Source organism: Acinetobacter sp. GXMZU3951 (genome assembly GCF_054457875.1).
In genome coordinates this window covers 524,489-548,762 of record NZ_JBTLFO010000001.1, presented here as the reverse complement: position 1 = coordinate 548,762, position 24,274 = coordinate 524,489, and the positions used below count along the sequence as shown (strand labels likewise).

Sequence of the window (24,274 nt, the reverse complement as noted above, 5' to 3'; positions counted from 1 at the left end):
AGCCCAAATTTATTCTGTGGAGTGAATAAGTTGGGCTTTTATCTTGTTGAGGTGTTAGTCATTTAATCAATAATACTGGCATCGGGTTCAATAATTTGTTTGCCGCTTTTTAAGCTTTCGAGTGCTTCTTGATTAAAGTCGACCAATAACGAATTATTGAGTGTATCTATGGCGTGACGGGTAATGAGCTTCTGATCACCATTGAGGGTTTCTACTTTATAGTCATCCACTATGTCAAAAATACCATCTAAATTGGTGGTGGTTGAAGCTCGATCTTGTCTAAATAATTCATAGATATCACGCAGATCAAATATTGCATTGTTTGCATCGGGATGTTTGGCAATATAGTTCTCAATATGGCGAATGAGTAGATGTGCAAACAAGTAATAATTGGGTTTGTGAGTGAATTCTAGATTCATATAATTGCTCCTTATTATTTGTTTTACATGATGATATAGGAATACCATAATCGTGATCATCAGGTAATTTTGTCGTGTAGCAGAGTTGTAAATAAGATTACATTTTTTTCTAGGTTTTCCTCTTCGGGCTTGAGTGCTTTTTATCCCATTTTATGTTTTTTTCACGATACTGTGTTGGCTTGTTCACAAGGGATTTGTTGTTCGATTATTCGGATGCTTATAAGACAAATAAAGGATTTCAGCTGAAATTTGAAGTGCAGAAAAGCATATAAAATGGAAGCAATGTTGAAAAAAATGATGGAAAATTATTTTTTTATTCAATAAAGCGATAGTGACGTGTGTTTCAGTGTTTTATGCGTGGAAATACTGAAAAAAGCTCAAAAAATCATCCGAAAGACTAAGAGCTATAAACTAGCAAGTGAAATCATAAATCAGGTACAATTGGCGGGATTAATTTTGTGTTTGGTGTATTTGAAGGCCAATACATACATTCTTTGTTAATAAATAGGCCTGCCAGGAGTTATCCCCGCATGAGTGCCATTACTCCATACGAATGGGCAATTATTGCCTTCGTGATCGGCGTTACATTTCTTTGTGCTTTTATGCTCACAGTTCCATTACTCCTTGGGGGTAAGTCATGGGGCCGTGCTAAGCAGGAGCAGTTTGAGTCAGGCGTAGTGGGTGCAGGTGGTGCACGTATTCGCTTGTCTGCTAAGTTCTATTTGGTTGCTATTTTCTTCGTAGTTTTTGACTTAGAAGCGCTTTATCTTTATGCATGGTCTACCTCTGTACGAGAAGTAGGCTGGTTAGGTTTTACAACTGTTGTAATTTTTGTGGTCGATTTATTGATTGCATTGGTTTATGCAGTGTCAGTTGGTGCGTTAAATTGGGCACCTACAGATCGCCGTAAAGCTGCTGGTAAAGCGATTAAAGTTGGCTCTCCTAATATGAACATTGCTGACATTACACGTTTTAACTCTATTGAAGAATTGGTAACAGACCCTACGGGTCATATCCCAGCTCAATCATCTGGTCGTGTGAAATCTAAATCACCGACTGTCTCATCTGATAAGGAGTAACTCGGGATGAAATATACCTTAACCCGTGCGAATCCGAATGCTGATCAATATCCACTTCAGGAGCGTCAGGTTGTTACTGATCCGCTTGAAGAAGAAGTGAATAAGAATGTGTTCATGACTCGTTTAGAGGACGTGTTACACACAGCAGTAAACTGGGGACGTAAGAACTCAGTTTGGCCGTTTAACTTTGGTACGTCGTGCTGTTACGTAGAGTATGCAACCACCTTAACAGGTGTGCATGACTTATCACGTTTTGGTGCTGAGGTTATTCGTGCTTCACCGCGTCAGGCCGACTTGATGATTGTAGCCGGTACGTGCTTTGTTAAAATGGCACCTGTTATTCAGCGTTTGTATGAGCAAATGTTAGAACCTAAATGGGTGATTTCAATGGGTGCTTGTGCAAACTCAGGTGGTATGTATGACATCTACTCGGTTGTACAAGGTGTCGATAAAATCATTCCTGTCGATGTGTACATCCCAGGTTGCCCACCACGTCCAGAAGCATTGATTCAAGCACTGATGTTGTTGCAGGATCAAATTCAATTAGAGCGTCGTCCGCTATCTGCTGTGATTGGTGATGATCTTAAGCCAGTGTATAAGCCAAAGATGATGCCAGAACGCGATCGTAAGAATGCACAGCGTATTGCGGTGAAAAACCTACGCTCTATGGATGAAATTAAATAATTTTAACGATGAATGTTTGATGCACCCGAGATGGGTGTAATTGTCGTTAAGGTTGACTGAATTTGTATTAAATAGGAAGCCAAGCCAATGGCTGAAACTGACATTGCTATGCCAGAATCAACAGCAGTTGATTCACGCCCAGCATTTGCAATTATAGAAGAGCTCAAAACCAAATTTGGTGAGAACTTCTATGTGCAAACGACTCGTGAAGATTTTCCGACGGTCTGGGTTGAGCGCGCACGTGTACAAGAAGTTTTAATGTTCTTGCGTACAGTGTCACGTCCTTACGTGATGCTGTTTGACTTGTCTGCGGTAGATGAGCGTTTACGTACTCACCGTGACGGTTTGCCTGCATCTGACTTTACAGTGTTCTATCACTTATTGTCATTAGAGCGCAATACAGATATTCGTATTAAAGTTGCTTTGAATGAGAGCGATCTCAATATTCCTACAGCAACCAATATCTGGCCAAATGCAAACTGGTACGAGCGTGAAGCTTACGATATGTTCGGAATCAATTTCGAAGGGCATCCAATGCTCCGTCGTATTTTGTTGCCGACTTATTGGGAAGGTCACCCACTACGTAAGGAATACTCTGCACGTGCTACGGAATATACACCGTACATGCAGAACCAAGCGAAACAAGACTTCGAGCAAGAGCACTTACGTTTTGTCCCAGAAGATTGGGGTCTAAAACGTGGTAATGCTGATGAAGACTTCATGTTCCTAAACTTGGGTCCTAACCACCCATCTGCGCACGGTGCGTTCCGTGTAATCTTGCAGTTGGATGGTGAAGAAGTGAAAGACTGTGTGCCTGATATCGGTTATCACCACCGTGGTGTGGAAAAGATGGCTGAACGTCAAACTTGGCATTCATTTATTCCTTATACCGACCGTGTTGACTACTTAGGTGGTTGTGCGCAAAACATGCCATATGTGATGGGTGTTGAGCAGCTTGCTGGTATTCAAGTACCTGAGCGTGCGCAATGTATCCGTGTCATGATGTCTGAATTGTTCCGTATCAATAACCACTTGTTATATATCGGGACTGCAATTCAGGATGCGGGTGGTATGACCCCTGTATTCTATATGTTCGCTGACCGTCAAAAAATCTATGACGCGATTGAAGCGATCACCGGTTACCGTATGCACCCAGCATGGTTCCGTATTGGTGGTACAGCGCATGACCTTCCAAACAACTGGCAACATCTGATTCGTGAAATTCTCGAATGGATGCCAAAACGTTTGAAGGAATACCACACTGCAGCGCTTAAAAACTCTGTATTTGAAGGTCGTACCCGTAATGTTGCGCAATACGATGCAAAATCTGCATTGGCTTGGGGTGTAACAGGTACTGGTCTTCGTGCAACAGGTATTGATTTCGACGTTCGTAAATACCGTCCATACAGTGGTTATGAAAACTATGACTTCGAAGTTCCAGTCGAGTACGAAGGCGATGCTTATGCACGTGTCATCGTTCACTACCGTGAAATCGAACAGTCATTGAAAATCATCAAACAGTGCTTGGATAACATGCCATCTGGTCCATATAAAGCGGATCACCCATTGGCTGTTCCACCACCAAAAGACAAGACGCTACAAGATATTGAAACCTTGATTACGCACTTCTTAAGCGTATCTTGGGGTCCTGTAATGCCTGCTGGTGAAGCATCTGTGATGGCTGAAGTAGTGAAAGGTGCATCGAACTACTACTTGACTTCTGATAAGTCAACCATGAGTTATCGTACCCGTATTCGTACACCTACTTTCACGCATTTACAGCAAATGCCTTCGGTGATTAACGGCAGTTTGGTATCTGACTTGATCATTTATTTAGCGACAATTGACGTCGTAATGGCTGACGTGGATCGCTAAGGGGTAACGCATTATGATGATTTTGACTGATAAAAAGCCACGTGTGAATGTTGAAGGAATTTTGACTGCGGAAGAAATTCACGACATCGAGCATCACATGGATCACTATCCGTACCCACGTGCAGCCTGTCTTGATGCGCTGAAGTGTGTACAACGCCGTAATGGTTGGGTGGATGATGCGCAAATGAATGCTATTGCGCAAATGTTAAGCATGAGCGTCGCTGATCTTGAAGGTGTAGCAACATTCTATAACCGTATCTACCGTCAACCTGTAGGTCGTCACGTAATTCTTTTATGTGACTCGATTGCGTGCTTCTTGATGGGTGCGGAAACTTTAGCAGAAGCATTCCAGCGTGAGTTGGGCATTCAATTTGGTCAAACGACTGCAGATGGTCGTTTTACTTTGTTGCCAATTTGCTGCTTAGGTAACTGTGACAAAGGTCCTACCTTAATGATTGATGAAGATACTCACGGTCTGGTTGAAGTGACCTCAGTAAAACAGTTATTGGAGAAGTATGTATGAATACCGAACCAAAACCAATTTATGGCGACGGTAACCCAGAAACTCATCCATTAACTTGGCGTTTGAGTAAGCAAGAGTTTGTTCGTAGTGCAGATGACTACGAAGCGCTTGAAGGTTATGCAGGCTTTAAAAAAGCAATCACTATGCCACCGAAAGACGTGCTTGAAGTCATTAAGGCTGCAACCGTTAAAGGTCGTGGTGGTGCAGGTTTCCCAGCAGGGATCAAATGGTCTTTGATGGCGCCAAATGACAATTCAGGTCCACGTTACCTGATTTGTAATGCCGATGAAATGGAACCAGGTACCTTTAAAGACCGTTTGTTGATGGAAAAACTTCCGCATCAATTGATCGAAGGTATGTTGATTGCAGGTTATACCCTTGAAGCAACGCATGGTTATATCTTCATCCGTGGTGAATACATCGAAGCGGCTCAATACTTAAATGAAGCATTAGAGCAAATCCGCGCCAAAGGTTACTTGGGTGAAAACATCCTCGGAACTGGCTGGAACTTTGAAATGCACGTACATACGGGTGCGGGTCGTTATATCTGTGGTGAAGAAACTGCATTGATTAACTCGCTTGAAGGTCGCCGTGCAAACCCACGTACGAAACCACCTTTCCCGCAAGTTGCAGGTGCTTGGGGTCGTCCTACAATTGTCAACAACGTAGAGACCTACAATAACTTACCAGCAATCATGTTGCGTGGTCCTGAATGGTACATCAATCTTTCTGCAGGCAAATCGAAAGATCCAGGCACAAAGATTTATGGCGCATCAGGTAAGGTGAAATTCCCTGGTTTATGGGAATTGCCATTTGGTACAACCGCACGTGAAGTAATTGAAGAACATGCGGGTGGTATGCGTGATGGTCTTAAGCTAAAAGCTTGGTTACCAGGCGGTGCATCGACTGACTTCTTGGCTGCTGAACACATTGACCTGCCTATGGATGCGGAAAGCATCATGAAAGCAGGTTCACGTTTAGGTACGTGTTTGTTGATGGTGGTTGATGAAACCCAGTGTATGGTTTCTGCTACACGTAACTTAGAAGAATTCTTTGCGCGTGAGTCATGTGGTTTCTGTACGCCTTGTCGTGATGGTTTACCTTGGGCGGTTAAAGCTCTGAAAGCATTGGAAGATGGCACAGGTAAGAAAGAAGATATCGATCACTTACAAGAACTAACGCGTAAGTTATGGATTGGTAAAACTTTCTGTGCACATGCTCCTGGTGCAATGGAACCGTTAATGGGCGCACTTAAATATTTCCGTAGCGAGTTTGAAGCCAAGGTAGTAGATGCTGCCGCTCGAACTAGCAACGTAGAACAAGCTTAAGGAATTCGACTATGGCTACAATTCATGTCGATGGAAAATCGTACGAAGTCAACGGCTCAGAAAACTTGCTACAAGCATGTTTAAGCCTTGGCATCGACATCCCATATTTTTGTTGGCATCCATCCTTAGGTTCTGTCGGTTCATGCCGTCAATGTGCTGTGACTCAATACGCGAATCCAGAAGATACGCGTGGTCGTTTGGTCATGTCATGTATGACGCCTGCGTCTGACAATACCTACATCTCGATTGAAGACAAAGAAGCGAAAGATTTCCGTGCGTCTATTGTTGAATTCTTGATGACGAACCACCCACACGACTGTCCAGTCTGTGAAGAAGGTGGTCACTGTCATTTACAGGATATGACTGTAATGACGCAACACGACCGTCGCCGTTACCGTTTCACCAAGCGTACGCATTACAACCAAGAATTAGGGTCGTTTATTGCGCACGAGATGAACCGTTGTATCGCTTGTTACCGTTGTGTGCGTTACTACAAAGACTACGCGGGTGGTACAGACTTTGGTGTTTATGCCAATGCATCGCGTGTTTACTTCGGTCGTCCAGAATCAGGGACTTTAGAGTCTGAATTCTCGGGTAACTTGACTGAAGTATGTCCAACAGGTGTATTCACCGATAAAACTCACTCTGAACGTTACAACCGTAAATGGGACATGCAGTATGCGCCAAGCGTATGCCAAGGCTGTTCTTCAGGCTGTAATATCTCTCCAGGTGAGCGTTATGGTGAACTCCGTCGCGTAGAAAACCGTTTTAACGGTGAAGTTAACCAATACTTCTTGTGTGACAAAGGCCGTTTCGGTACAGGTTATGTGAACCGTGCAGATCGTCCGCGTCAACCACAACTCCGTGATGGTGCTGATGCGACTGTAGTGTCTGTCGATCAAGCATTAGATACCGTGATTGCTAATATCCAAGGTAAAAAAGTTTTGGGTATCGGTTCTCCACGTGCATCTCTTGAGTCGAACTACGCACTGCGTGAGTTAGTGGGTCAAGACAACTATTCAACGGGTATGTCTCAAAAAGAGCAAAACTTGGTTGAATTGGCGGCTTCAATCATGCAAACCGAAGGTGTTTACAACCCAGGTATGCGTGAAATTGAAAGCTATGATGCCGTGTTGATTTTGGGTGAAGATTTAACTCAAACTGCACCACGTATGGCCTTGTCTGTTCGCCAAGCAGCGAAAAACAAAGCCAAAGAAATGGCAGCTGAGCGTCGTACTCAAGAATGGTTGGCTGAGCCTGTGCAACGTATTGCACAAGATGCAAAATCACCAATTTACATCTTGGCTGCAACACAAACGCGTTTATCTGACGTAGCGACTGGTGAAGTGGTTGCTTCTCCAAACGATATCGCACGTTTAGGTTTTGCGGTTGCTGCAGCGCTTAAAGGTGAAGTGCTTTCTGGTTTGGCTGAAGATGCGAAAGCATTTGCACAAACGATTGCGGACACCTTAAAAGCTGCGAAAAAACCATTAATCATTTCGGGTACCAGCTTACAAGATCCTGCAATCATGGAAGCTGCGGCACAAGTTGCGCAAAACCTAGGGAATGCTGGCTTGACCTTGACAGTTCCTGAAGTGAACTCAATGGGCTTGGCAATTCTTGGTGGTCAAAGCTTAGAGCAAGCATTTGCTCAAGACTATGACACGGTGATTGTGGTTGAAAACGATCTATACCGTCGTTTACCAGCGGCTCAAGTGAATGCTGCACTTTCAGGCAAAGAAGTGATCGTACTTGATCATTCTGAAACTGAAACTGTGAAGAAAGCTTCAATTGTTCTTTCTGCGGCATCTTTTGCTGAAGGTGATGGTACTGTAGTTTCTCAAGAAGGCCGTGCACAGCGTTTCTACCAAGTGTATGACCCAAGCTACTACAAACCTGAATACGCGATTAAAGAATCTTGGCGCTGGTTACATGCCATTGAAACTGGCTTGAAAGGTAAAGCCATTTCTTGGACATTGCTTGATGATGTAATTGAAACAGTTGCGAAAAATGTTCCTGCATTACAAGCGATTGAAGATGTTGCTCCAGATGCGGGCTTCCGTGTACATGGTTTAAAAATTGCGCGTGAACCACGTCGTTACTCTGGTCGTACTGCTATTCGTGCGCCTTTATCTGTTCACGAACCAAAACAACCAACGGATATTGACTCAGCATTAACATTCTCTATGGAAGGTTATGTGGGTACGCAAACTCCATCTGCACTTGTGCCATTTGCTTGGTCTGCAGGTTGGAACTCGCCACAAGCTTGGAACAAATTCCAAGATAACGTGGGTGGTCACTTAAAAGGTGGTGATTCTGGCGTACGTTTATTCGACCGTTTACCAAAACGTCCAGCACGTAGCTTCGTTGCTCCGTCAGCTGTAGTGGTAAATCCAGAAAGCTTCCGCTTAGTACCGATGCACCACATTTTCGCTTCTGGTGAATTCACGGTAAAAACACCTGCAATGGAATCTCGTATTCCTGAAGCGATGTTTGCTCTGGGTGAACAAGATGCAGCGCGTTTGAATGTTCAAGATGGACAGCAAATGACAGTGAAAGCAGGTGAAACGAGCATTAGCTTGCCTGTTCAAGTCATCGAATATTTACCAGCAGGCTACATCGGTTATCCAATTGGTCTTGCACCGACTGTTTCTTTAGCTGAGCCAGTTTCAGTCGCGGTAGGAGTGTAATTCATGAATCAAGAAATTATACGTCAAACACCGCTCTGGGCTGAGAACTGGCCGATTGCGTATTCTGTGATTCAAGCCATTGTCATCTTATTGGTGGTGGTTTTGATTGCAGCTTTAATGTCATTTGTCGAGCGTCGTTTGCTCGGCTTATGGCAAGACCGTTACGGTCCAAACCGTGTTGGTCCTGGGGGTATGTTCCAGATCGTTGCCGACATGTTAAAAATCATGTTCAAAGAAGACTGGACACCAAAATTTGCGGACAAATTAACGTTCCGTTTAGCACCGGCAGTTGCAATGGCAACTGCGGTACTGTCGTTCATGGTAATTCCTGTTAGCCCATATTTGGGTGTGGCAGACATGAGCATCGGCTTATTGTTCTTTATGGCAATGGCAGGTATTGCAGTATATGCCGTGTTATTTGGTGGTTGGGCGTCAAACAACAAATATGCATTACTTGGTGGTTTACGTTCTGCTGCGCAAACAATTTCATACGAAGTGTTCTTGGGTATTTCGCTCATGGGTGTGGTTGCGATTGCAGGCTCATTCAACATGCGTGAAATTGTTGAAGCACAACGTGATGTTTGGTTTGTTATTCCTCAATTCTTAGGCTTCATGATCTTTGTGGTTGCGGGTGTCGCGGTAACTCACCGTCATCCATTTGACCAACCAGAAGCTGAACAAGAATTGGCTGAAGGTTACCACGTAGAATATGGCGGTATGAAATGGGGGATGTTCTTCGTTGCGGAATACGTCAACGTGGTCTTGATCTCTGCATTGATCGTGACTTTATTCTTCGGTGGTTGGTTAGCGCCATTCAACCTTGAGATTTCGTTCATTCCACCAGCATTCTGGTTCATTATCAAAACAGCATTCTTTGTAATGATGTTTGTATTGGCGCGTGGTTCTTTAATGCGTCCACGTTATGACCAAGTAATGAACTTTGGTTGGAAAATTTGCTTGCCATTGGCATTGGTCAACTTACTCGTGACTGGTGCTGTGATTCTGATGAATCAGGCCTAAGACAGCAGGGAGAACAAAATGTTTAAATTTCTAGCTGGAGTTGGGTCAATTGTACGATCATTGTGGATGGTATTCAGCCACGTGACGCGTAAACGTGACACGATTTTATATCCAGAAGTACCAGCTGAAGAAATCGTACCACCGCGTTTCCGTGGTCGTATCGTATTAACGCGCGATCCAGATGGTGAAGAGCGTTGTGTAGCATGTAACTTATGTGCTGTTGCGTGTCCAGTGGGCTGTATTTCACTACAAAAAGCGGAAAAAGAAGATGGTCGTTGGTACCCAGAATTCTTCCGTATTAACTTCTCGCGTTGTATTTTCTGCGGGATGTGTGAAGAAGCGTGTCCTACCACTGCAATTCAGATGACACCTGATTTCGAATTAGGTGAGTACGTTCGTCAAGACCTGGTATATGAGAAAGAAAACTTGCTCATTTCAGGTCCTGGTAAATATCCAGACTACAACTTCTACCGCGTTACAGGTATGGCTGTAACAGGTAAAGAAAAAGGTCAGGCGCAACGTGAAAGCGCACCTGTTGATGTACGGAGTCTATTACCATGATGTGGCCGTTTTATTTGATGGCACTCGTGGCCATCGTTTCTACGGTTCGTGTTGTTACTAACGCGAACCCTGTACATGCGTTACTTAGCTTGATCGTATCTTTGCTTGCAGTTGCAGGGATGTTCATGATTGTCGGTGCACCATTTGCAGGTGCACTGGAAATTATCGTTTACGCTGGCGCGATCATGGTGTTATTCGTGTTCGTGGTGATGATGCTGAATCTTGGTCAACATACCGTTGATCAGGAGCGTCAGTGGTTAACATCATCTGCTTGGGCATACCCAGCGTTAATGAGTTTCCTGATGGGCTTGGTTTTGGTTTGGATGTTAAGTTCAGACTACACCACGGCAGGCAATCTTATGGGCACTGAAATTGTAGGTCCGAAAGCTGTTGGTCAAGCGCTCTTTACTCACTACTTATTATTGGTAGAAGTTGCCGCGATGTTATTGCTTGCAGCATTGGTTGCAGCATTCCACTTAGGTAAACGTGAGCCAAGTGCAGAAGAGGATAAAGAATAATGGGCAACATTCCTTTAGAACATGGTTTGATCGTTGCAACCATTCTTTTTGCACTGGGTTTTTACGGTGTAATGGTGCGACGCAACCTATTATTTATGTTAATGAGCCTTGAAGTTATGATGAATGCCGCTGCATTGGCATTCGTTTTGGCGGGTAGTGCTTGGGTACAACCAGATGGACAAATCATGTTCATTCTGATTTTGACCCTTGCTGCAGCAGAGGCTTGTATCGGTCTTGCGATCGTCCTCCAGTTTTATCATCGCTTCCATCATCTGGATGTGGATGCTGCTAGTGAGATGCGCGGATGAGTTATTTATATTTAACAGTTTTGTTTCCGTTAATCGGCTTTGTCTTATTAGCGGCGGGGCGCCAGAATTTACCTGAGAAAGTTGCAGCGATTATTGGCGTTGGGGCTGTCGGTTTATCTGCTTTATTTGCCCTAATTGCGGGGATGGATTTCGTTAACAATGGTTCTGTCGCTCAAGTACAACACTTGTGGACATGGTTCCAAGTTGGTGATTTCGCACCAGGCATTAGCTTGCACCTTGATGGCTTATCATTATTGATGATGGGTATGGTTACAGGTGTTGGTTTCCTGATTCATATCTTTGCATCATGGTATATGCGTGGTGAAGAAGACTTTGCACGTTTCTTCTCTTACTTCAACCTGTTCGTTGCAAGCATGTTGTTGCTGGTTCTTGGCGATAACTTGGCATTGTTATTCTTGGGTTGGGAAGGTGTAGGTCTGTGCTCATACTTGCTGATTGGTTACTACTACCAAAATCCAGACAACGGTTTTGCTGCCATTAAAGCATTTACCGTAACGCGTGTCGGTGATGTGTTCTTATTGATTGCATTGTTCTTAATCTACCAACAGTTCGGTACATTAAACATTGCAGAAGTGGTTGCTGCGGCACCAACAGTATTAACCCAAGGTTCATCTATGGCCATCTGGACAGCATTGATGTTGTTCTTAGGGGCTGCAGGTAAATCTGCACAGATTCCACTACAAACATGGTTAGCAGATGCGATGGCTGGTCCTACACCAGTATCTGCATTAATCCACGCAGCGACAATGGTTACTGCGGGCGTTTATCTCTGTTGCCGTATGTTCACCGTATTTGAAATGGCACCTCAAGTGATGATGTTCATTTCGATTACTGGTGCGGTAACGTTGTTGGTTGCTGGTTTTGCTGCATTGGTTCAAACCGATATTAAACGTATCTTGGCTTACTCAACTATGAGTCAGTTAGGTTATATGTTTATGGCTGTTGGTGCGGAAGCATACCAAGCGGGTCTGTTCCACATGTTAACTCACGCATTCTTTAAGGCATTATTATTCTTGTCTTCTGGTGCGGTGATCTTGGCTTACCACCACGAACAAAACATTTTCAAAATGGGCGGTTTGTTCTACAAGAATAAATTCCTATTCGCTTGCTTTGCGATTGGTGGCGGTGCATTGGCTGCTATTCCATTCATCACCGTCGGCTTCTTCTCGAAAGATGCGATCTTAGGTGCGGTTTGGGTACAAGGCGAATCAATCGCCGTGTATAACACCTTGTATTGGGTGGGTGTAGCAGGTGCATTCTTAACTTCGATTTACACATTCCGTCTGATCTGGGTTGTGTTCTTCGGAAAAGAAAATACGCCATATCACGAAATCAAAGGCGTGACTTATTGGGGTCCTTTGGCAATTTTAGCGCTTCTTTCAACTTTCGTTGGTGCAGCACTTAAAGCGCCAGTAGAAAGCATCTTGAATGCTGCTCAAATTCCAGCATTTGTGATTCCAGAAGCTCTAGAGCATGGTATGCACAGCGCAGAATATACTGCGGTTGGTATTGCCCTCGCTGGTCTTGTGATTGGTGTCATCTTATTTGCTTTTGCTTACGGTGCAGTGAAAGGTTTTGCGAAAACTTCATTGGGTGCAGGTTTGGCGAATATTTGCCGTAATGCACTAGGTTTCGACACCTTGTATGACTTGATCTTCGTAAAACCATATTTACTGATTGCTAAGATTTGTGGTCGTGATCCAATTGATGGTTTATGGCTCGTATTACCTGCAATTGTGAAAGCTGGTAACGGCTTTACAAGCTCTCGTCAAACAGGTTCATTGCGCGAATACGCATCGAGCATGTCACTGGGCATTGTGGTTCTACTGATGATCTTAGTCGTGATTCAGGTAGTGGGGAAATAAGATGGAAATCACAAACAATATGGTTTTGCCCGCGCTGATCCTCGTACCGTTCATTGCAGGTTTTTTATGTTGGTTGGTCGATAAGCTCGACCAACAACTACCACGCTATATTGCGCTTATCGGTATGCTCGTGACTTTGGGCTTAACCGTTGCATTATGGCAGACGGGTACATACAGCTATGAATTGGGTGCAAAAGTCCCAACATGGTCTGCAGAGTTTTTCTTGCCGTGGATTCAAACCCTCGGCATCAATATCCACTTAGCGATTGATGGCTTATCCTTATTGATGGTGGGCTTAACTGCGCTGTTGGGTATTTTGGCAGTTGGTTGTTCTTGGGGTGAGATTCAAAAGAACGTTGGCTTCTTCCATTTGAACCTATTATGGTCATTGGGTGGGGTTATCGGTGTATTCATTTCGATTGATATGTTCTTGTTCTTCTTCTTCTGGGAGATGATGCTCGTTCCAATCTACTTCTTGATTGCACTTTGGGGACACCGCGGTGCGGATGGTAAATCACGTGTTTACGCTGCTACCAAGTTCTTCATTTATACGCAAGTTGCGGGTTTAATCATGTTGATCGGTATTCTAGGCCTTGTGGTTTATGGATACATGATGACAGGCATGATCGGCTTCGACTATAACTACTTGTTAGGTGTAGCGAATACGCTTGATGCTCAACTTCCAGCGGTCGCTTATGCATTCATGCTGTGCTTGTTTGTGGGCTTTGCAGTAAAACTTCCTGTATTCCCATTACATGGCTGGTTACCAGATGCCCATGCGCAAGCACCTACAGCAGGTTCTGTGGACTTAGCGGGTATTTTGATTAAGACTGCGGCATACGGTTTACTTCGTTTTGTTATTCCGTTCTTCCCAGCGGCATCTGCACAGTTTGCAGATATCGCAATCATCATGGGTTTAATTGGTATTTTCTACGGCGCTTGGTGTGCTTTCCAGCAAACCGACATGAAGCGTCTGTTGGCTTATACGTCAATTTCTCACATGGGCTTCATCTTACTTGCATTGTATGCAGGTAACATTTTGACCTTCCAAGGTCTTATGATCATGATGTTGGCGCATGGTTTATCTTCTGCTGCACTGTTCATTATGTGTGGTCAGGTTTATGAGCGCTTACATACACGTGACATGCGTTTAATGGGTGGTATTCGTGGTCAATTCCAATACCTTTCATTCTTCCTCATGTTCTTCGTGGCAGCGTTGGTTGGTATTCCAGGCTTAGGTAACTTCATTGGTGAGTTCCTGATCTTGATGGGTTCTTATGCGAAGTTCCCAGTATTCACCATTTTGGCTGCAATCAGCTTAGTATTCGCTGGTCTTTATGGTCTGATTCTGATTCACAAAGCTTTATTTGGTACGCCAAATGAAGAGCAAAAACAACATTACGCAAGTCCACTGAAAGATTTGAATGCGCGTGAAGTTGGTATCTTGTTAGTTTGTGCATTCGGTCTGCTTTGGCTTGGTCTTTACCCACAAACCTTCCTTGATATTTCAAATTCAAGTATGGCGTGGTTAGCAAATAGCTACATTCCAGTTCAAGAAGTCGTTGACGTTGTGCATCAAGCATCTGTTCAACTCGAAAATGTGGAGATGCAATAAGCCATGAACTTCACAATGTCTTTTTCTGAGCTTATGCCATTAGCTCCTGTAATGATCGTGGCGTTGACTGCGGTCGTTGTGATGGTTCTCACTGCGATTAAACGTAATCATAATTTAATCGCAACAGCGTCTGTGGTCGGCTTAAACCTTGCTGCGGCATATATTCTGCTCGACATGTTTGGTGGGCATTTTGCCCCAGCAAACGTAATGGGTATGTTCATGGTGGATCCGTTCACCATGCTGTACCAATTGTTAATTTTGGTTGCATCATTGGCATGCTGTACTTTGTCTCATGCCTATATTGAAAGCTATAAAGATAACCGTGAAGAACTGTATATCTTAATGTTGTGTTCTGTAGCAGGGGCAATGTTAATGGTTGCAAGCTCGCACTATGCATCTTTCTTCATCAGCTTAGAGTTGATGTCGATTCCTGTATACGGTTTATTGGCTTATACGCACCAACGTTCAAACTCATTAGAAGCTGGGATTAAATATCTTGTGCTTTCAGCAACAGCTTCGGCAATGTTGCTGATGGGGATGGCCTACATTTATGCTTATACAGGTTCATTGTCTTTCTATGAATCTTTCCAAGCATTAATGCAAAACATCCGTCAGCCGATGGTACTCCTAGGTTTGGCACTGATTATTTTTGCAGTTAGCTTTAAGCTTTCATTGGCGCCATTCCACAAATGGACGCCAGACGTGTATGCCGGTGCACCAGCTCCAATCGCTACCTTCCTTGCAACCGCTGCGAAAGTTGCGACGATTGGTCTGTTTGTACGTTACTTACTGACTTCAGGCGCAATCTTGGTTGAGTCTTTGGTGACTATCATCACCATCATCGCTGTGCTTTCAATCTTGGTGGGTAACTTCTTGGCAGTACGCCAAGTGAACTTGAAGCGTATTCTTGGTTATTCATCGATTGCACACTTCGGTTACTTGTTGATTGGTTTAATCAGCATGACTTATGCAAGTTTAGGCAACGTATCGGTTTATGTGATCACTTATGTGTTAACAACGATTGGTGCGTTTGGTGCGGTTGCATTGATGTCTAGCCCATACAACAACGTTGATGAAGCAGAAAGTTTGGCTGATTACCGCGGTTTATTCTGGCGTCGTCCAGTCTTAACAGCGACATTAACCGTGATGATGTTGTCTTTAGCTGGTATTCCGTTAACTGCAGGCTTTATTGGTAAGTTCTTGGTGGTAATGGCTGCGGTAACAACGCAACACTGGTTCTTGGCAGCCATGATCGTGGTGGGTTCTGGTATTGGTTTGTACTACTACCTCCGTGTGATGGTAGTCATGTATATGACTCCACCAGATACGCCACGTATCGATGCGGTAGATCACTGGGGTCAAAAAGTGGGTGGTATTATGGTATTACTCGCAGCGCTTGCAGTACTGGTAATTGGTATCTATCCAGACCCAATTATTAAAATGGCGCTTCAAGCTGAGATTTTATCTCCATTACACTTCATGCTAACCCGTCAATAATTGAAAAAATTATTGTGTTAATCAAAAAGCTCCCGCTTAGCGGGGGCTTTTTTTCTTATAAGATTTATAAAAAACAATTATAATAATAGAAATATTATTTTGATCTTTTTAGGTGTACTCCCGTGGCTATTCATGAAATTCGTCATCCCTTGATTCGACATAAACTCGGTTTATTGCGTCGTGCTGATATCAGTACCAAGAATTTCCGTGAATTGGCACAGGAAGTGACCATGTTGCTGACTTATGAAGCAACCAAAGACTTACCAGTGGTTGATCATGATATTGATGGTTGGGCGGGTAAAGTCACCACTCAGCGTATTGCAGGTAAAAAAATCACGGTAGTACCTATTTTACGTGCGGGTATTGGTATGTTGGATGGTTTTTTAAATCTGATTCCAAGTGCTAAAGTCTCTGTATTGGGTTTAGAGCGTGATGAAGAAACCCTAGAAGCACGGACTTACTATAAAAAGTTAGTGCCTGATGTGCAAAACCGTATCGCCATGATTATTGATCCAATGTTAGCAACTGGTTCTTCGCTAGTAGCGGCAATTGATGTGTTAAAAGCCAGTGGTTGTAAAGATATTCGCGTGATGGTTCTTGTCGCTGCACCAGAAGGGATTAAGAAAGTTGAAGCTGCACATCCTGATGTTACAATCTTTACCGCATCGGTAGATGAAGGCTTAAATGAACAAGGTTATATCGTGCCAGGTCTAGGTGATGCTGGTGATAAAATTTTTGGCTCAGTACAAAAAGATTAATTCTCACTATGCTAAAAGGGGCAGTCATCGCCTCTTTTTTATAGACTCTAGCTCGCATGTTTCCAGAAAAGGGGAAAATGAATGAAACCTGAGTTTCAACAAGGAAAAATTAGACAATATAACGCGGATAAAGGCTACGGTTTTATTGCGACGTCTGAAGAAGATATTTTCTTTCATATCTCAGATTTTCCGCTTGCGGATGGTGAGCCGAAACGCAATGAGCGTGTGAAATTTTTAGTCGTTGAAAATGGCAATAAGTTGAAAGCGATTAAAATTGAACGGGTTGAAGATACTTCTGCAAAAGCCAAGAAAGCTAAAGTCTCGGCACACAATAAATCGATTACATCGGCTTTATTGACAAACTTTAGACGTTAATCACAAAGCATTCGATTTATTTCATTTAGAATTTAAGAAAGGGACTTTAGAGTCTCTTTTTTATTGATTAGAATAAAAAAAATAAGAAAAGATTAGAGTGTATTATGTTTCTAGAGGGGAAAATTAAACACTACAATTCCGAACGTGGTTTTGGCTTTATTGTGGTGGATGAATCATCGGATGATATTTTTTTTCATATTAAGGATTTTCCTAGTTGGCATATTAAGCCCAATACAGGAGAAACCTTAAAGTTTCGTATTGTGGAAGAACAAGGCAAATTTAAGGCAGCGGATATCGTTCGTTTGGAATTAAAACCAGATGATTCTGATCTTTTAGCACAAGTGAGCTCAACAGAAAAAACCGTGGTATTACCCAAGCAAAGCACTAAAGCTAAAACAACACGATGGAAGTTCTTAACTTTGTTCAGTTTGCTCATTATTGCCGTGCTTGGTTTTTACAGCTATGAAAAAGTGCAGGATTACCGTGCGGCCAAACAGTTAAAAGCTGAACAATTGATGCAGGAACAAAAAAAGATTGTGCAACAACAGCGCGAGGCTTTAGGTCGTCTTCCTGAGCAAATACTTTCTGCACAGGGGCGTCAAAATTTGAGCACGGTTGGTCATGCGGTGAATTCGCAAGCGGTAGAACCTGTGTTAGAGATAAAAGCTCATGCTGCCTATGCTGCAAGTCCGCAAAACACCGAATCAGTGAGCCAGTATAAATGTGATAGTCGGACGCATTGCAGTCAAATGCGCTCTTATGACGAAGCCGTGTTTTTCCTGAAAAATTGCCCAAGCACGGAGATGGATGGAGACGGAGATGGAATTCCTTGTGAGCGGCAGTTCAAGCGTTAAAAAAATTACATATAAAAAATGCTCCAGATGAGGAGCATTTTTGATTTAGCATAGAGCATTAACCTTCACAGAACTTCATAAAGGCTTTTAAACCCGGCCCTTGATACTTTTGGCGATGTACCAACATAAATAATGGACGAGAAAGCTGCCAGAATGGGGTTTTCAGAACCACCAATTGTCCTTTTTCTTGCAAAGGTTCAATCGCCAGTTTTGAAATACATGACATGCCCAAACCACCCGCCACAATTTTTAAAATGGCTTCGTTATGGCCCAGTGTTAAGCGAATATTGGCATCAGGGAGGTCTTGTAAAATGGCATTGTCGAAGACTTCTCGTGTACCAGAACCTTCTTCACGTAAAATCCATTCAACATGGTCAAAATCAGCTGGGCTGAGTTCGCGGTTTATGCGCGCGAGCGGGTGATCTGGTGCGCAGCAGACAGCCAGCTCATCGTCACGCCAATGAATACACTGGAGTTGCGGTAAGTGGCATGAGCCTTCAATCAGGGCCAGATCCAACTGGAACTGGTTCACGGCTTCAATCATTTGGCGAGTGTTGCCGACTTGAAGCTGCAAGTGGGCTTGGGGCTGAATCTGTAAAAAATTAGCCATCAAATCTGGCATCAGGTAATCGCTGATGGTTAAGGTCGCGCCTAAACGTAAATCGATGCTTTGTAATTCACCTTTGGCTGCTTGTTCAAACGCTTCACAACGTCCGAGAATTTCCAGAGCCTGAGGTAATAGAAAACGACCTAAATCATTCAGTTGCAGACGTTTGCCTAAACGGTCGAATAAAGGCGCACCGAGTCCATCTTCCAGATCTGCCAGTGCCATACTCGCAGCACTTTGGGTGAGCTTGACCGCGTCGCTGGCTTTGGTCACGGTGCCTTCCTGAGCGACTGCTACAAAAACAGCCAATTGGCGTAAAGTCATGCGCATGAATGTAGCCTTAACATTTAAAAAATATTAATAAATTATGCTGTCATGCTAACATGAGCACAGTCTTTGATGCCACGTCGAAATCATGTCAATTGAAAAATTTAGCGTAGAAACGGTTTTATCTGTACAACGTTGGACCAATACTTTATTTAGTTTTACCATGACACGCCCTGCACATTTTAAATTCACAGCAGGTCAATTTGCCCGTATTGGTTTAAAAGTTGGCGATGAGCTAGTGGTTCGTGCGTATTCAATTGTCTCTTCACCATTTGACGAAACCTTAGAATTTTTCTCGATTGTGGTGCCTGATGGCGCATTTACCTCTAACCTGCAACATCTACAGGTGGGGGATGCGCTGTATTTGGAAAAAATTCCTTATGGATTTCTGACCTTAGCGCGTTATCAATTGCCATTACCGCAAGATTTATGGTTATTGGCTACGGGCACTGGTTTGGCACCATTTGTATCGATGCTGCAAGACTTCGAAACATGGAGTAAATATCAGCAGATTCACTTGGTCTATAGTGTTCGTACCGAGGCTGAATTGGCTTATGTGGAACGTATTCAAGAGATTGCACAAAGCTTTGGTGAAGGGCATACCGGCTTTAAATTTGTTCCAATTATTACGCGTGATCCACACGCCGCTTTACATGATCGTTTACCGATATTGATTGAGAATGGTGCATTAGAGCAGGCCGTTGGCTGTCAGCTTAATCCTGCAAGCAGTCATGTGATGTTATGTGGTAATCCACAGATGGTGGAAGATACCAAAGAAGCCTTAAAAGCCCGCGGCTTAACCATGAATCGTCGTGGGGAAGGCAATATAGCGGTGGAAAATTACTGGTAAAGGATGGGTTTGATACAGATATTCTGCGCATTCGATATAAAAAATCCTCCAAATTTAGGAGGATTTTTTATATGTCTTTAGTGAACAAACATATCCATGAAATCACGAATTTCATAAATGGCGCTGTCTAAGTCCGTATTGAGCCAAGTAGGTTCAAAAAGGCCAGCATAATATTCAAGACGATCATGCGGAACCACCAAACGGACAGGGCAATCTTCTTCCACTAAACGCCAAGGTAGAATAGGCACTTCATTGTCTAGAAAAGCCGCCACATTACGAATATCCACAATCATGGCATTCACACATTCAGGAAATGGCATGAGTGAAAATTCTTCGGTACGACGACGGAAATATTCCAAATCTCCCCATTTCAGTACATAACTTGGCTTGGTAAATTCAATAATACCAATGATATGCTGATCACGTGTGAGGTGTAATGCACATTGATGAGTGACGTCGGTGTCAATATCAAGCGTGACACTTTGTTGACTATACGCCATAAAATTTAGGAGCATTTAAAATGAGGTGGATGATTATACTCCAATTTCAGTTTGATGCAGCAGAATGGTTACATATTCTTTGCCTTGGTTGTAGTCACTGAAATCATTGCGATGAGCTTTGTTCAGTCAGCGAAATGACGATGCCGAATAAGCTGCTGTTTTTCAGTGAAAATCTCTAATTTTTGACCTAAAAGTAAAACTTGGTACAGCTTATGCATTGATCTAGGCAATCACTCAAAGGCGAGGTGCTTATGTCAAATGTAAAAACTGTGATTGTGGATGCTGATCAAACTTCCGAGGCCGATTATTTTGCGCAACGTAAACTCAAACAAGGTGCGGTCGGTTGGTTACTGTTGATAGGACTTGGCGTTGCCTATGTGATTTCGGGTGATTTTGCGGGTTGGAACTTTGGTTTAGCACAGGGTGGTTGGGGCGGTATGTTTATCGCCACCATCATTGTTGCGATGATGTATTTATGTATGTGCTTGGCGATGTCGGAAATGTCGACCATGCTGCCAACTGCGGGAGGCGGGTATAGCTTTGCCCGAACCGCCTTTGGCCCTTTGGGGGGTTACTTAACTGGTACTGCGATTCTGATTGAATATGCGATTGCACCTGCTGCGATTGCGGTATTTATTGGCGCATATTGCGAGTCTTTGTTTGGAATTGGCGGCTGGGTGGTTTATTTGCTGTGCTATCTCTTTTTTATGGGGCTGCATTTAAAAGGGGCAGGTGAAGCATTAAAAATTATTTTCGGGATTACTGCTGTTGCTGCCATCGCATTGTTGGTTTTTATGGTGGCGATGTTGCCGCATTTTAAGAGTGAGAATTTATTCAATATTCCAGTCAATCCCGAAGCTGCAGGCGCAAGCACGTTCTTACCGATGGGCTATTTGGGAATTTGGGCCGCAGTACCTTATGCCATCTGGTTTTTTCTGGCGGTAGAAGGCGTGCCATTGGCTGCCGAAGAAGCCAAAGATCCACACAGATCTTTACCGCGTGGTTTGATCGGTTCGATGTTGATTTTGGCAGTGTTTGCATTAGCGATTTTATTTTTAGGCGCAGGGGCTGCTGGGGCAGATGCTCTGAAACAGTCGGGTGCTCCGCTGGTTGATGCATTAAAGCTGGTTTATGGAGAAAACACGGGGTTGGCCAGTTTTGTTAATTTTGTCGGATTGGCTGGTTTAGTTGCGAGTTTCTTCTCAATTATTTATGCCTATTCGCGCCAGATTTTTGCCTTATCCCGTGCGGGCTATTTGCCGAAGAAACTTTCATTAACAAATAAAAACCATGCACCCCATCTGGCGATTATTATTCCAGGAATAATAGGGTTTATGCTGTCTTTATCTGGTGAAGGTGATTTACTGATTTTGATGGCAGTGTTTGGTGCGACCATTTCCTATGTATTAATGATGATGGCGTATATCAAACTGAAAATTGCCAAACCCAATATGCCACGTCCCTATAAAGCCCCTGGAGGTGTCGTGACCGCATCGATTGCGTTGTTATTGGCAGCCATTGCGACGGTGGCGGGTTTTGTGGTCGACCCTAAAGTCTGGTTTATGGCAGCAGGGATTTATACGGTATTGATTACCTACTTTTTATTGTATAGCCGTTATCACTTGGTGGCAGGAACCCCAGAAGAAGAATTTGCCAATATACAAGCCGCAGAACAAGAACTTAATTCATAAGGAGTTGGACGGTGATTTATCGGATTCATGTTGCCAATCAACACTATGTTTTTTCGGATTTAAAAACCCTCATGGCCAAGGCGACTCCTGAACGTTCGGGCGATCAGCTTGCAGGCATTGCTGCATATGATGCTACAGAGCGGGTCGCTGCACAAATGTGCTTGGCCGATGTACCATTAAAGCAGTTTTTAAACGAAGCCCTGATTCCTTATGAACACGATGAAGTAACCCGACTAATCTTGGATGGGCATAATACAGCAGCCTTTTATCCTATCTCGCATTTTACAGTGGGGGATTTACGGAATTGGTTACTAAGTGCCGATGCCACCACAGAAAAATTGACGCTGCTGCAGGCGGGCTTAACCCCCGAAATGGTGGCAGCGGTCAGTAAAATTATGCGTAATCAAGACTTGATATTAGTGGCAAAGAAATGCCGTGTGGTTACCCAATTTCGCAATACCATCGGTTTAGAAGGACATTTATCAACCCGTTTACAGCCCAATCATCCTACCGATGATGTGTTGGGGATTTCCGCCAGTATTTTAGATGGTCTGATGTATGGCAATGGCGATGCTGTGATTGGCATTAATCCAGCCACGGACAACTTGCAGAACCTGTCTGAACTTTTAAAACTGTTGGATTACATCATCCACGAATACGATATTCCGACCCAATCGTGTGTATTGACTCATGTCAGCTCGGGTATTCAATTGGCCAATCAAAATGTCCCGATTGATTTGATGTTTCAGTCGATTGCCGGTACGGAACAAGCCAATCACGCTTTCGGGATTAATTTGGCCTTACTGCAAGAAGGCTATGAGGCGGCACTGAGCCTGAAGCGTGGTACGGTAGGGCAGAATGTCATGTATTTTGAAACGGGTCAGGGCAGTGCGCTGTCGAGTCAAACCCATCATGGGGTAGATCAGCAAACCCTAGAAGCCAGAGCTTACGCCGTGGCTCGACAGTATCAACCATTCTTGGTCAATACCGTGGTCGGTTTTATTGGTCCCGAATATTTATATAACGGTAAACAGATTATACGCGCAGGTTTGGAAGATCACATCTGTGGCAAATTGCTGGGCGTGCCGATGGGCTGTGATATCTGTTATACCAATCATGCCGATGCTGATCAGGATGATATGGATGTGCTATTGACCTTACTCGCCAATGCCGGGATTAACTTTATTATGGGGATTCCCGGCTCGGATGATGTGATGTTGAATTATCAAACCACTTCATTTCATGATGCCTTATACATTCGACAATTATTGGGTCTGTCCCCAGCCCCAGAATTTGCTGACTGGCTTGAGCAACAGGGCATCTTAAAACAACACAGTTCAAGACTAGAATGGCCACAGCAGATGCCGACAAAATTTTCACGTTTGTTAATGTCTTAGTTGGGGGGAAAGCACATGAAACTACAGCATGATATTCAATATCCTCAGCATTTTGAACAAAATAGTTGGGATAAGCTGAAGCAATTTACCGATGCTCGTATTGCCTTGGGACGAACCGGAGGCAGTTTGCCTACGCGCCCTTTACTGGAATTCCAATTGGCACATGCCCAAGCTAAGGATGCCGTGTTGAAACCCTTGGATATTGAGCGCTTGCAACAGCAATTGCAGTTTTTATCAGTACCATTTGTTTTCGTGCAGAGCTGTGCTGTCGATAAGGATTTGTATCTAAAACGCCCAGATCTCGGACGGGAGCTTTCTGAATCTTCACGTCAGACCTTAAAAGATTTGGCTGTGCTAAAGCAGCACTATGATGTGTTGATTGTCGCGGGGGATGGTTTGTCTGCCCGTGCGATAGAAGATAATGCGGCCAGTTTTATTGAAAAACTCCTTGCGGCGTGCAAGGAACAAGGCTGGACAGTGGCTCCAATTGTGGTGGCCACAGGCAGTCGTGTGGCTTTGGGGGATGAAATTGCGCAAATTTTACAAGCGCAAATGCTGGTCATGCTGATAGGGGAACGACCAGGCTTAAGCTCACCCGACAGTATGGGGATTTATTATACTTGGCAAGCACAAAAGGGCTGTCATGATGCCATGCGCAACTGTATTTCTAATGTGCGCCCAGCCGGTTTAGATGAGATAACCGCAGTACAACGCCTGATGGCACTGATGCGTAAATCAAAACAGGTGCAATTTTCAGGTGTGAATTTAAAGGATGAGCATGCAATGGTGATTGAACAGGGGCAGCCGAAGTTACAGCATGGGATTTTCTAGTACGAACAAAAATGCAGAAAAGCACAGGCTAAGCTGCTCTTTTACAGATGATTTACAAGTGTTCACGATCTCATAATGCTT

The 24,274-nt window shown here is 43.7% G+C and carries 23 protein-coding genes; 20 read left to right on the top strand and 3 right to left on the bottom strand.

What is annotated here, in order from left to right:
• Nucleotides 1-62: 62 nt before the first annotated feature.
• Entirely contained in the window at nucleotides 63-419 is a 357-nt protein-coding gene (locus ACX17N_RS02565; RefSeq protein WP_458890994.1) for a hypothetical protein, read from the bottom strand.
• A 530-nt stretch (nucleotides 420-949) separates the two neighbouring features.
• On the opposite strand from ACX17N_RS02565, the gene ndhC reads away from it, so the two are divergent.
• From ndhC to ACX17N_RS02485, 16 genes are all read left to right on the top strand, one after another.
• Nucleotides 950-1,498 carry an NADH-quinone oxidoreductase subunit A gene (gene ndhC / locus ACX17N_RS02560; protein ID WP_458890993.1) on the top strand — a complete coding sequence of 183 codons (549 nt, stop codon included), beginning with the start codon at nucleotides 950-952 and terminating at the stop codon, nucleotides 1,496-1,498.
• 6 nt (nucleotides 1,499-1,504) lie between these two features.
• Complete coding sequence (locus tag ACX17N_RS02555) at nucleotides 1,505-2,182, top strand: NuoB/complex I 20 kDa subunit family protein (protein ID WP_458890992.1); 678 nt, start codon at nucleotides 1,505-1,507, stop codon at nucleotides 2,180-2,182.
• An 87-nt stretch (nucleotides 2,183-2,269) separates the two neighbouring features.
• Entirely contained in the window at nucleotides 2,270-4,057 is a 1,788-nt protein-coding gene (nuoC, locus tag ACX17N_RS02550; protein WP_458890991.1) for an NADH-quinone oxidoreductase subunit C/D, read from the top strand.
• A 13-nt stretch (nucleotides 4,058-4,070) separates the two neighbouring features.
• Nucleotides 4,071-4,580, top strand: coding sequence for an NADH-quinone oxidoreductase subunit NuoE (gene nuoE / locus ACX17N_RS02545; RefSeq protein WP_458890990.1), 510 nt, complete (start codon nucleotides 4,071-4,073; stop codon nucleotides 4,578-4,580).
• Nucleotides 4,577-5,908, top strand: a complete 1,332-nt coding sequence (gene nuoF, locus ACX17N_RS02540; RefSeq protein ID WP_087526390.1) for an NADH-quinone oxidoreductase subunit NuoF — start codon at nucleotides 4,577-4,579, stop codon at nucleotides 5,906-5,908. Before nuoE ends, nuoF begins: the two co-directional genes overlap by 4 nt.
• 11 nt (nucleotides 5,909-5,919) lie before the next feature.
• Complete coding sequence (gene nuoG, locus ACX17N_RS02535; RefSeq protein WP_458890989.1) at nucleotides 5,920-8,598, top strand: NADH-quinone oxidoreductase subunit NuoG; 2,679 nt, start codon at nucleotides 5,920-5,922, stop codon at nucleotides 8,596-8,598.
• A gap of 3 nt (nucleotides 8,599-8,601) precedes the next feature.
• Nucleotides 8,602-9,618 (top strand): NADH-quinone oxidoreductase subunit NuoH, encoded by a 1,017-nt coding sequence (gene nuoH, locus ACX17N_RS02530; RefSeq protein ID WP_458890988.1) that lies wholly within the window; start codon nucleotides 8,602-8,604, stop codon nucleotides 9,616-9,618.
• 18 nt (nucleotides 9,619-9,636) lie between these two features.
• Nucleotides 9,637-10,179: an NADH-quinone oxidoreductase subunit NuoI gene (gene nuoI / locus ACX17N_RS02525; RefSeq protein WP_116762494.1), complete on the top strand. Its 543-nt coding sequence runs from the start codon at nucleotides 9,637-9,639 to the stop codon at nucleotides 10,177-10,179.
• Nucleotides 10,179-10,697: an NADH-quinone oxidoreductase subunit J gene (nuoJ, locus tag ACX17N_RS02520; protein ID WP_458891127.1), complete on the top strand. Its 519-nt coding sequence runs from the start codon at nucleotides 10,179-10,181 to the stop codon at nucleotides 10,695-10,697. The genes nuoI and nuoJ overlap by 1 nt, the downstream gene beginning before the upstream one ends.
• Nucleotides 10,697-11,005 (top strand): NADH-quinone oxidoreductase subunit NuoK, encoded by a 309-nt coding sequence (gene nuoK, locus ACX17N_RS02515; RefSeq protein WP_039621332.1) that lies wholly within the window; start codon nucleotides 10,697-10,699, stop codon nucleotides 11,003-11,005. Before nuoJ ends, nuoK begins: the two co-directional genes overlap by 1 nt.
• Nucleotides 11,002-12,891 (top strand): NADH-quinone oxidoreductase subunit L, encoded by a 1,890-nt coding sequence (gene nuoL / locus ACX17N_RS02510; RefSeq protein WP_458890987.1) that lies wholly within the window; start codon nucleotides 11,002-11,004, stop codon nucleotides 12,889-12,891. Before nuoK ends, nuoL begins: the two co-directional genes overlap by 4 nt.
• A 7-nt stretch (nucleotides 12,892-12,898) precedes the next feature.
• Nucleotides 12,899-14,506 (top strand): NADH-quinone oxidoreductase subunit M, encoded by a 1,608-nt coding sequence (gene nuoM / locus ACX17N_RS02505; RefSeq protein ID WP_458891126.1) that lies wholly within the window; start codon nucleotides 12,899-12,901, stop codon nucleotides 14,504-14,506.
• Nucleotides 14,507-14,509: 3 nt separating this feature from the next.
• Nucleotides 14,510-16,003, top strand: a complete 1,494-nt coding sequence (nuoN, locus tag ACX17N_RS02500) for an NADH-quinone oxidoreductase subunit NuoN (RefSeq protein ID WP_458890986.1) — start codon at nucleotides 14,510-14,512, stop codon at nucleotides 16,001-16,003.
• A 122-nt stretch (nucleotides 16,004-16,125) separates the two neighbouring features.
• Entirely contained in the window at nucleotides 16,126-16,761 is a 636-nt protein-coding gene (gene upp / locus ACX17N_RS02495; protein WP_458890985.1) for a uracil phosphoribosyltransferase, read from the top strand.
• An 81-nt stretch (nucleotides 16,762-16,842) separates the two neighbouring features.
• Nucleotides 16,843-17,136 (top strand): cold-shock protein, encoded by a 294-nt coding sequence (locus ACX17N_RS02490; RefSeq protein WP_458890984.1) that lies wholly within the window; start codon nucleotides 16,843-16,845, stop codon nucleotides 17,134-17,136.
• A 104-nt stretch (nucleotides 17,137-17,240) separates the two neighbouring features.
• Nucleotides 17,241-17,990 (top strand): cold shock domain-containing protein, encoded by a 750-nt coding sequence (locus ACX17N_RS02485; RefSeq protein WP_458890983.1) that lies wholly within the window; start codon nucleotides 17,241-17,243, stop codon nucleotides 17,988-17,990.
• A gap of 58 nt (nucleotides 17,991-18,048) precedes the next feature.
• Here ACX17N_RS02485 and gigC read toward each other — a convergent pair whose 3' ends face one another.
• The gene (gigC, locus tag ACX17N_RS02480) at nucleotides 18,049-18,927 is read right to left on the bottom strand and encodes a LysR family transcriptional regulator GigC (RefSeq protein ID WP_458890982.1); all 879 of its coding nucleotides are present in this window, start codon (nucleotides 18,925-18,927) and stop codon (nucleotides 18,049-18,051) included.
• A gap of 85 nt (nucleotides 18,928-19,012) precedes the next feature.
• On the opposite strand from gigC, the gene ACX17N_RS02475 reads away from it, so the two are divergent.
• On the top strand, nucleotides 19,013-19,774 hold the full coding sequence (locus ACX17N_RS02475) for a ferredoxin--NADP reductase (protein WP_458890981.1): 762 nt from the start codon (nucleotides 19,013-19,015) through the stop codon (nucleotides 19,772-19,774).
• A 77-nt stretch (nucleotides 19,775-19,851) separates the two neighbouring features.
• Here ACX17N_RS02475 and ACX17N_RS02470 read toward each other — a convergent pair whose 3' ends face one another.
• Entirely contained in the window at nucleotides 19,852-20,274 is a 423-nt protein-coding gene (locus ACX17N_RS02470; RefSeq protein ID WP_458890980.1) for a hypothetical protein, read from the bottom strand.
• Between the two features lie 251 nt (nucleotides 20,275-20,525).
• Here ACX17N_RS02470 and eat point away from each other — a divergent pair, with 251 nt between their 5' ends.
• Genes eat through eutC form a run of 3 tightly spaced genes read left to right on the top strand, consistent with a single transcriptional unit; the run spans nucleotide 20,526 to nucleotide 24,193 of the window.
• On the top strand, nucleotides 20,526-21,965 hold the full coding sequence (gene eat, locus ACX17N_RS02465; protein ID WP_458890979.1) for an ethanolamine permease: 1,440 nt from the start codon (nucleotides 20,526-20,528) through the stop codon (nucleotides 21,963-21,965).
• Between the two features lie 11 nt (nucleotides 21,966-21,976).
• The gene (locus ACX17N_RS02460; RefSeq protein WP_458890978.1) at nucleotides 21,977-23,362 is read left to right on the top strand and encodes an ethanolamine ammonia-lyase subunit EutB; all 1,386 of its coding nucleotides are present in this window, start codon (nucleotides 21,977-21,979) and stop codon (nucleotides 23,360-23,362) included.
• A gap of 15 nt (nucleotides 23,363-23,377) precedes the next feature.
• Complete coding sequence (gene eutC, locus ACX17N_RS02455) at nucleotides 23,378-24,193, top strand: ethanolamine ammonia-lyase subunit EutC (protein ID WP_458890977.1); 816 nt, start codon at nucleotides 23,378-23,380, stop codon at nucleotides 24,191-24,193.
• The last annotated feature ends 81 nt before the right edge of the window (nucleotides 24,194-24,274 follow it).

Coding starts and splice junctions, on each gene's coding strand:
- ACX17N_RS02565 (WP_458890994.1), bottom strand. CDS start 419: ATGAATCTAGAATTCACTCACAAACCCAATTATTACTTGTTTGCACAT.
- ndhC (WP_458890993.1), top strand. CDS start 950: ATGAGTGCCATTACTCCATACGAATGGGCAATTATTGCCTTCGTGATC.
- ACX17N_RS02555 (WP_458890992.1), top strand. CDS start 1,505: ATGAAATATACCTTAACCCGTGCGAATCCGAATGCTGATCAATATCCA.
- nuoC (WP_458890991.1), top strand. CDS start 2,270: ATGGCTGAAACTGACATTGCTATGCCAGAATCAACAGCAGTTGATTCA.
- nuoE (WP_458890990.1), top strand. CDS start 4,071: ATGATGATTTTGACTGATAAAAAGCCACGTGTGAATGTTGAAGGAATT.
- nuoF (WP_087526390.1), top strand. CDS start 4,577: ATGAATACCGAACCAAAACCAATTTATGGCGACGGTAACCCAGAAACT.
- nuoG (WP_458890989.1), top strand. CDS start 5,920: ATGGCTACAATTCATGTCGATGGAAAATCGTACGAAGTCAACGGCTCA.
- nuoH (WP_458890988.1), top strand. CDS start 8,602: ATGAATCAAGAAATTATACGTCAAACACCGCTCTGGGCTGAGAACTGG.
- nuoI (WP_116762494.1), top strand. CDS start 9,637: ATGTTTAAATTTCTAGCTGGAGTTGGGTCAATTGTACGATCATTGTGG.
- nuoJ (WP_458891127.1), top strand. CDS start 10,179: ATGTGGCCGTTTTATTTGATGGCACTCGTGGCCATCGTTTCTACGGTT.
- nuoK (WP_039621332.1), top strand. CDS start 10,697: ATGGGCAACATTCCTTTAGAACATGGTTTGATCGTTGCAACCATTCTT.
- nuoL (WP_458890987.1), top strand. CDS start 11,002: ATGAGTTATTTATATTTAACAGTTTTGTTTCCGTTAATCGGCTTTGTC.
- nuoN (WP_458890986.1), top strand. CDS start 14,510: ATGAACTTCACAATGTCTTTTTCTGAGCTTATGCCATTAGCTCCTGTA.
- ACX17N_RS02490 (WP_458890984.1), top strand. CDS start 16,843: ATGAAACCTGAGTTTCAACAAGGAAAAATTAGACAATATAACGCGGAT.
- ACX17N_RS02485 (WP_458890983.1), top strand. CDS start 17,241: ATGTTTCTAGAGGGGAAAATTAAACACTACAATTCCGAACGTGGTTTT.
- gigC (WP_458890982.1), bottom strand. CDS start 18,927: ATGCGCATGACTTTACGCCAATTGGCTGTTTTTGTAGCAGTCGCTCAG.
- ACX17N_RS02475 (WP_458890981.1), top strand. CDS start 19,013: ATGTCAATTGAAAAATTTAGCGTAGAAACGGTTTTATCTGTACAACGT.
- ACX17N_RS02470 (WP_458890980.1), bottom strand. CDS start 20,274: ATGGCGTATAGTCAACAAAGTGTCACGCTTGATATTGACACCGACGTC.
- eat (WP_458890979.1), top strand. CDS start 20,526: ATGTCAAATGTAAAAACTGTGATTGTGGATGCTGATCAAACTTCCGAG.
- eutC (WP_458890977.1), top strand. CDS start 23,378: ATGAAACTACAGCATGATATTCAATATCCTCAGCATTTTGAACAAAAT.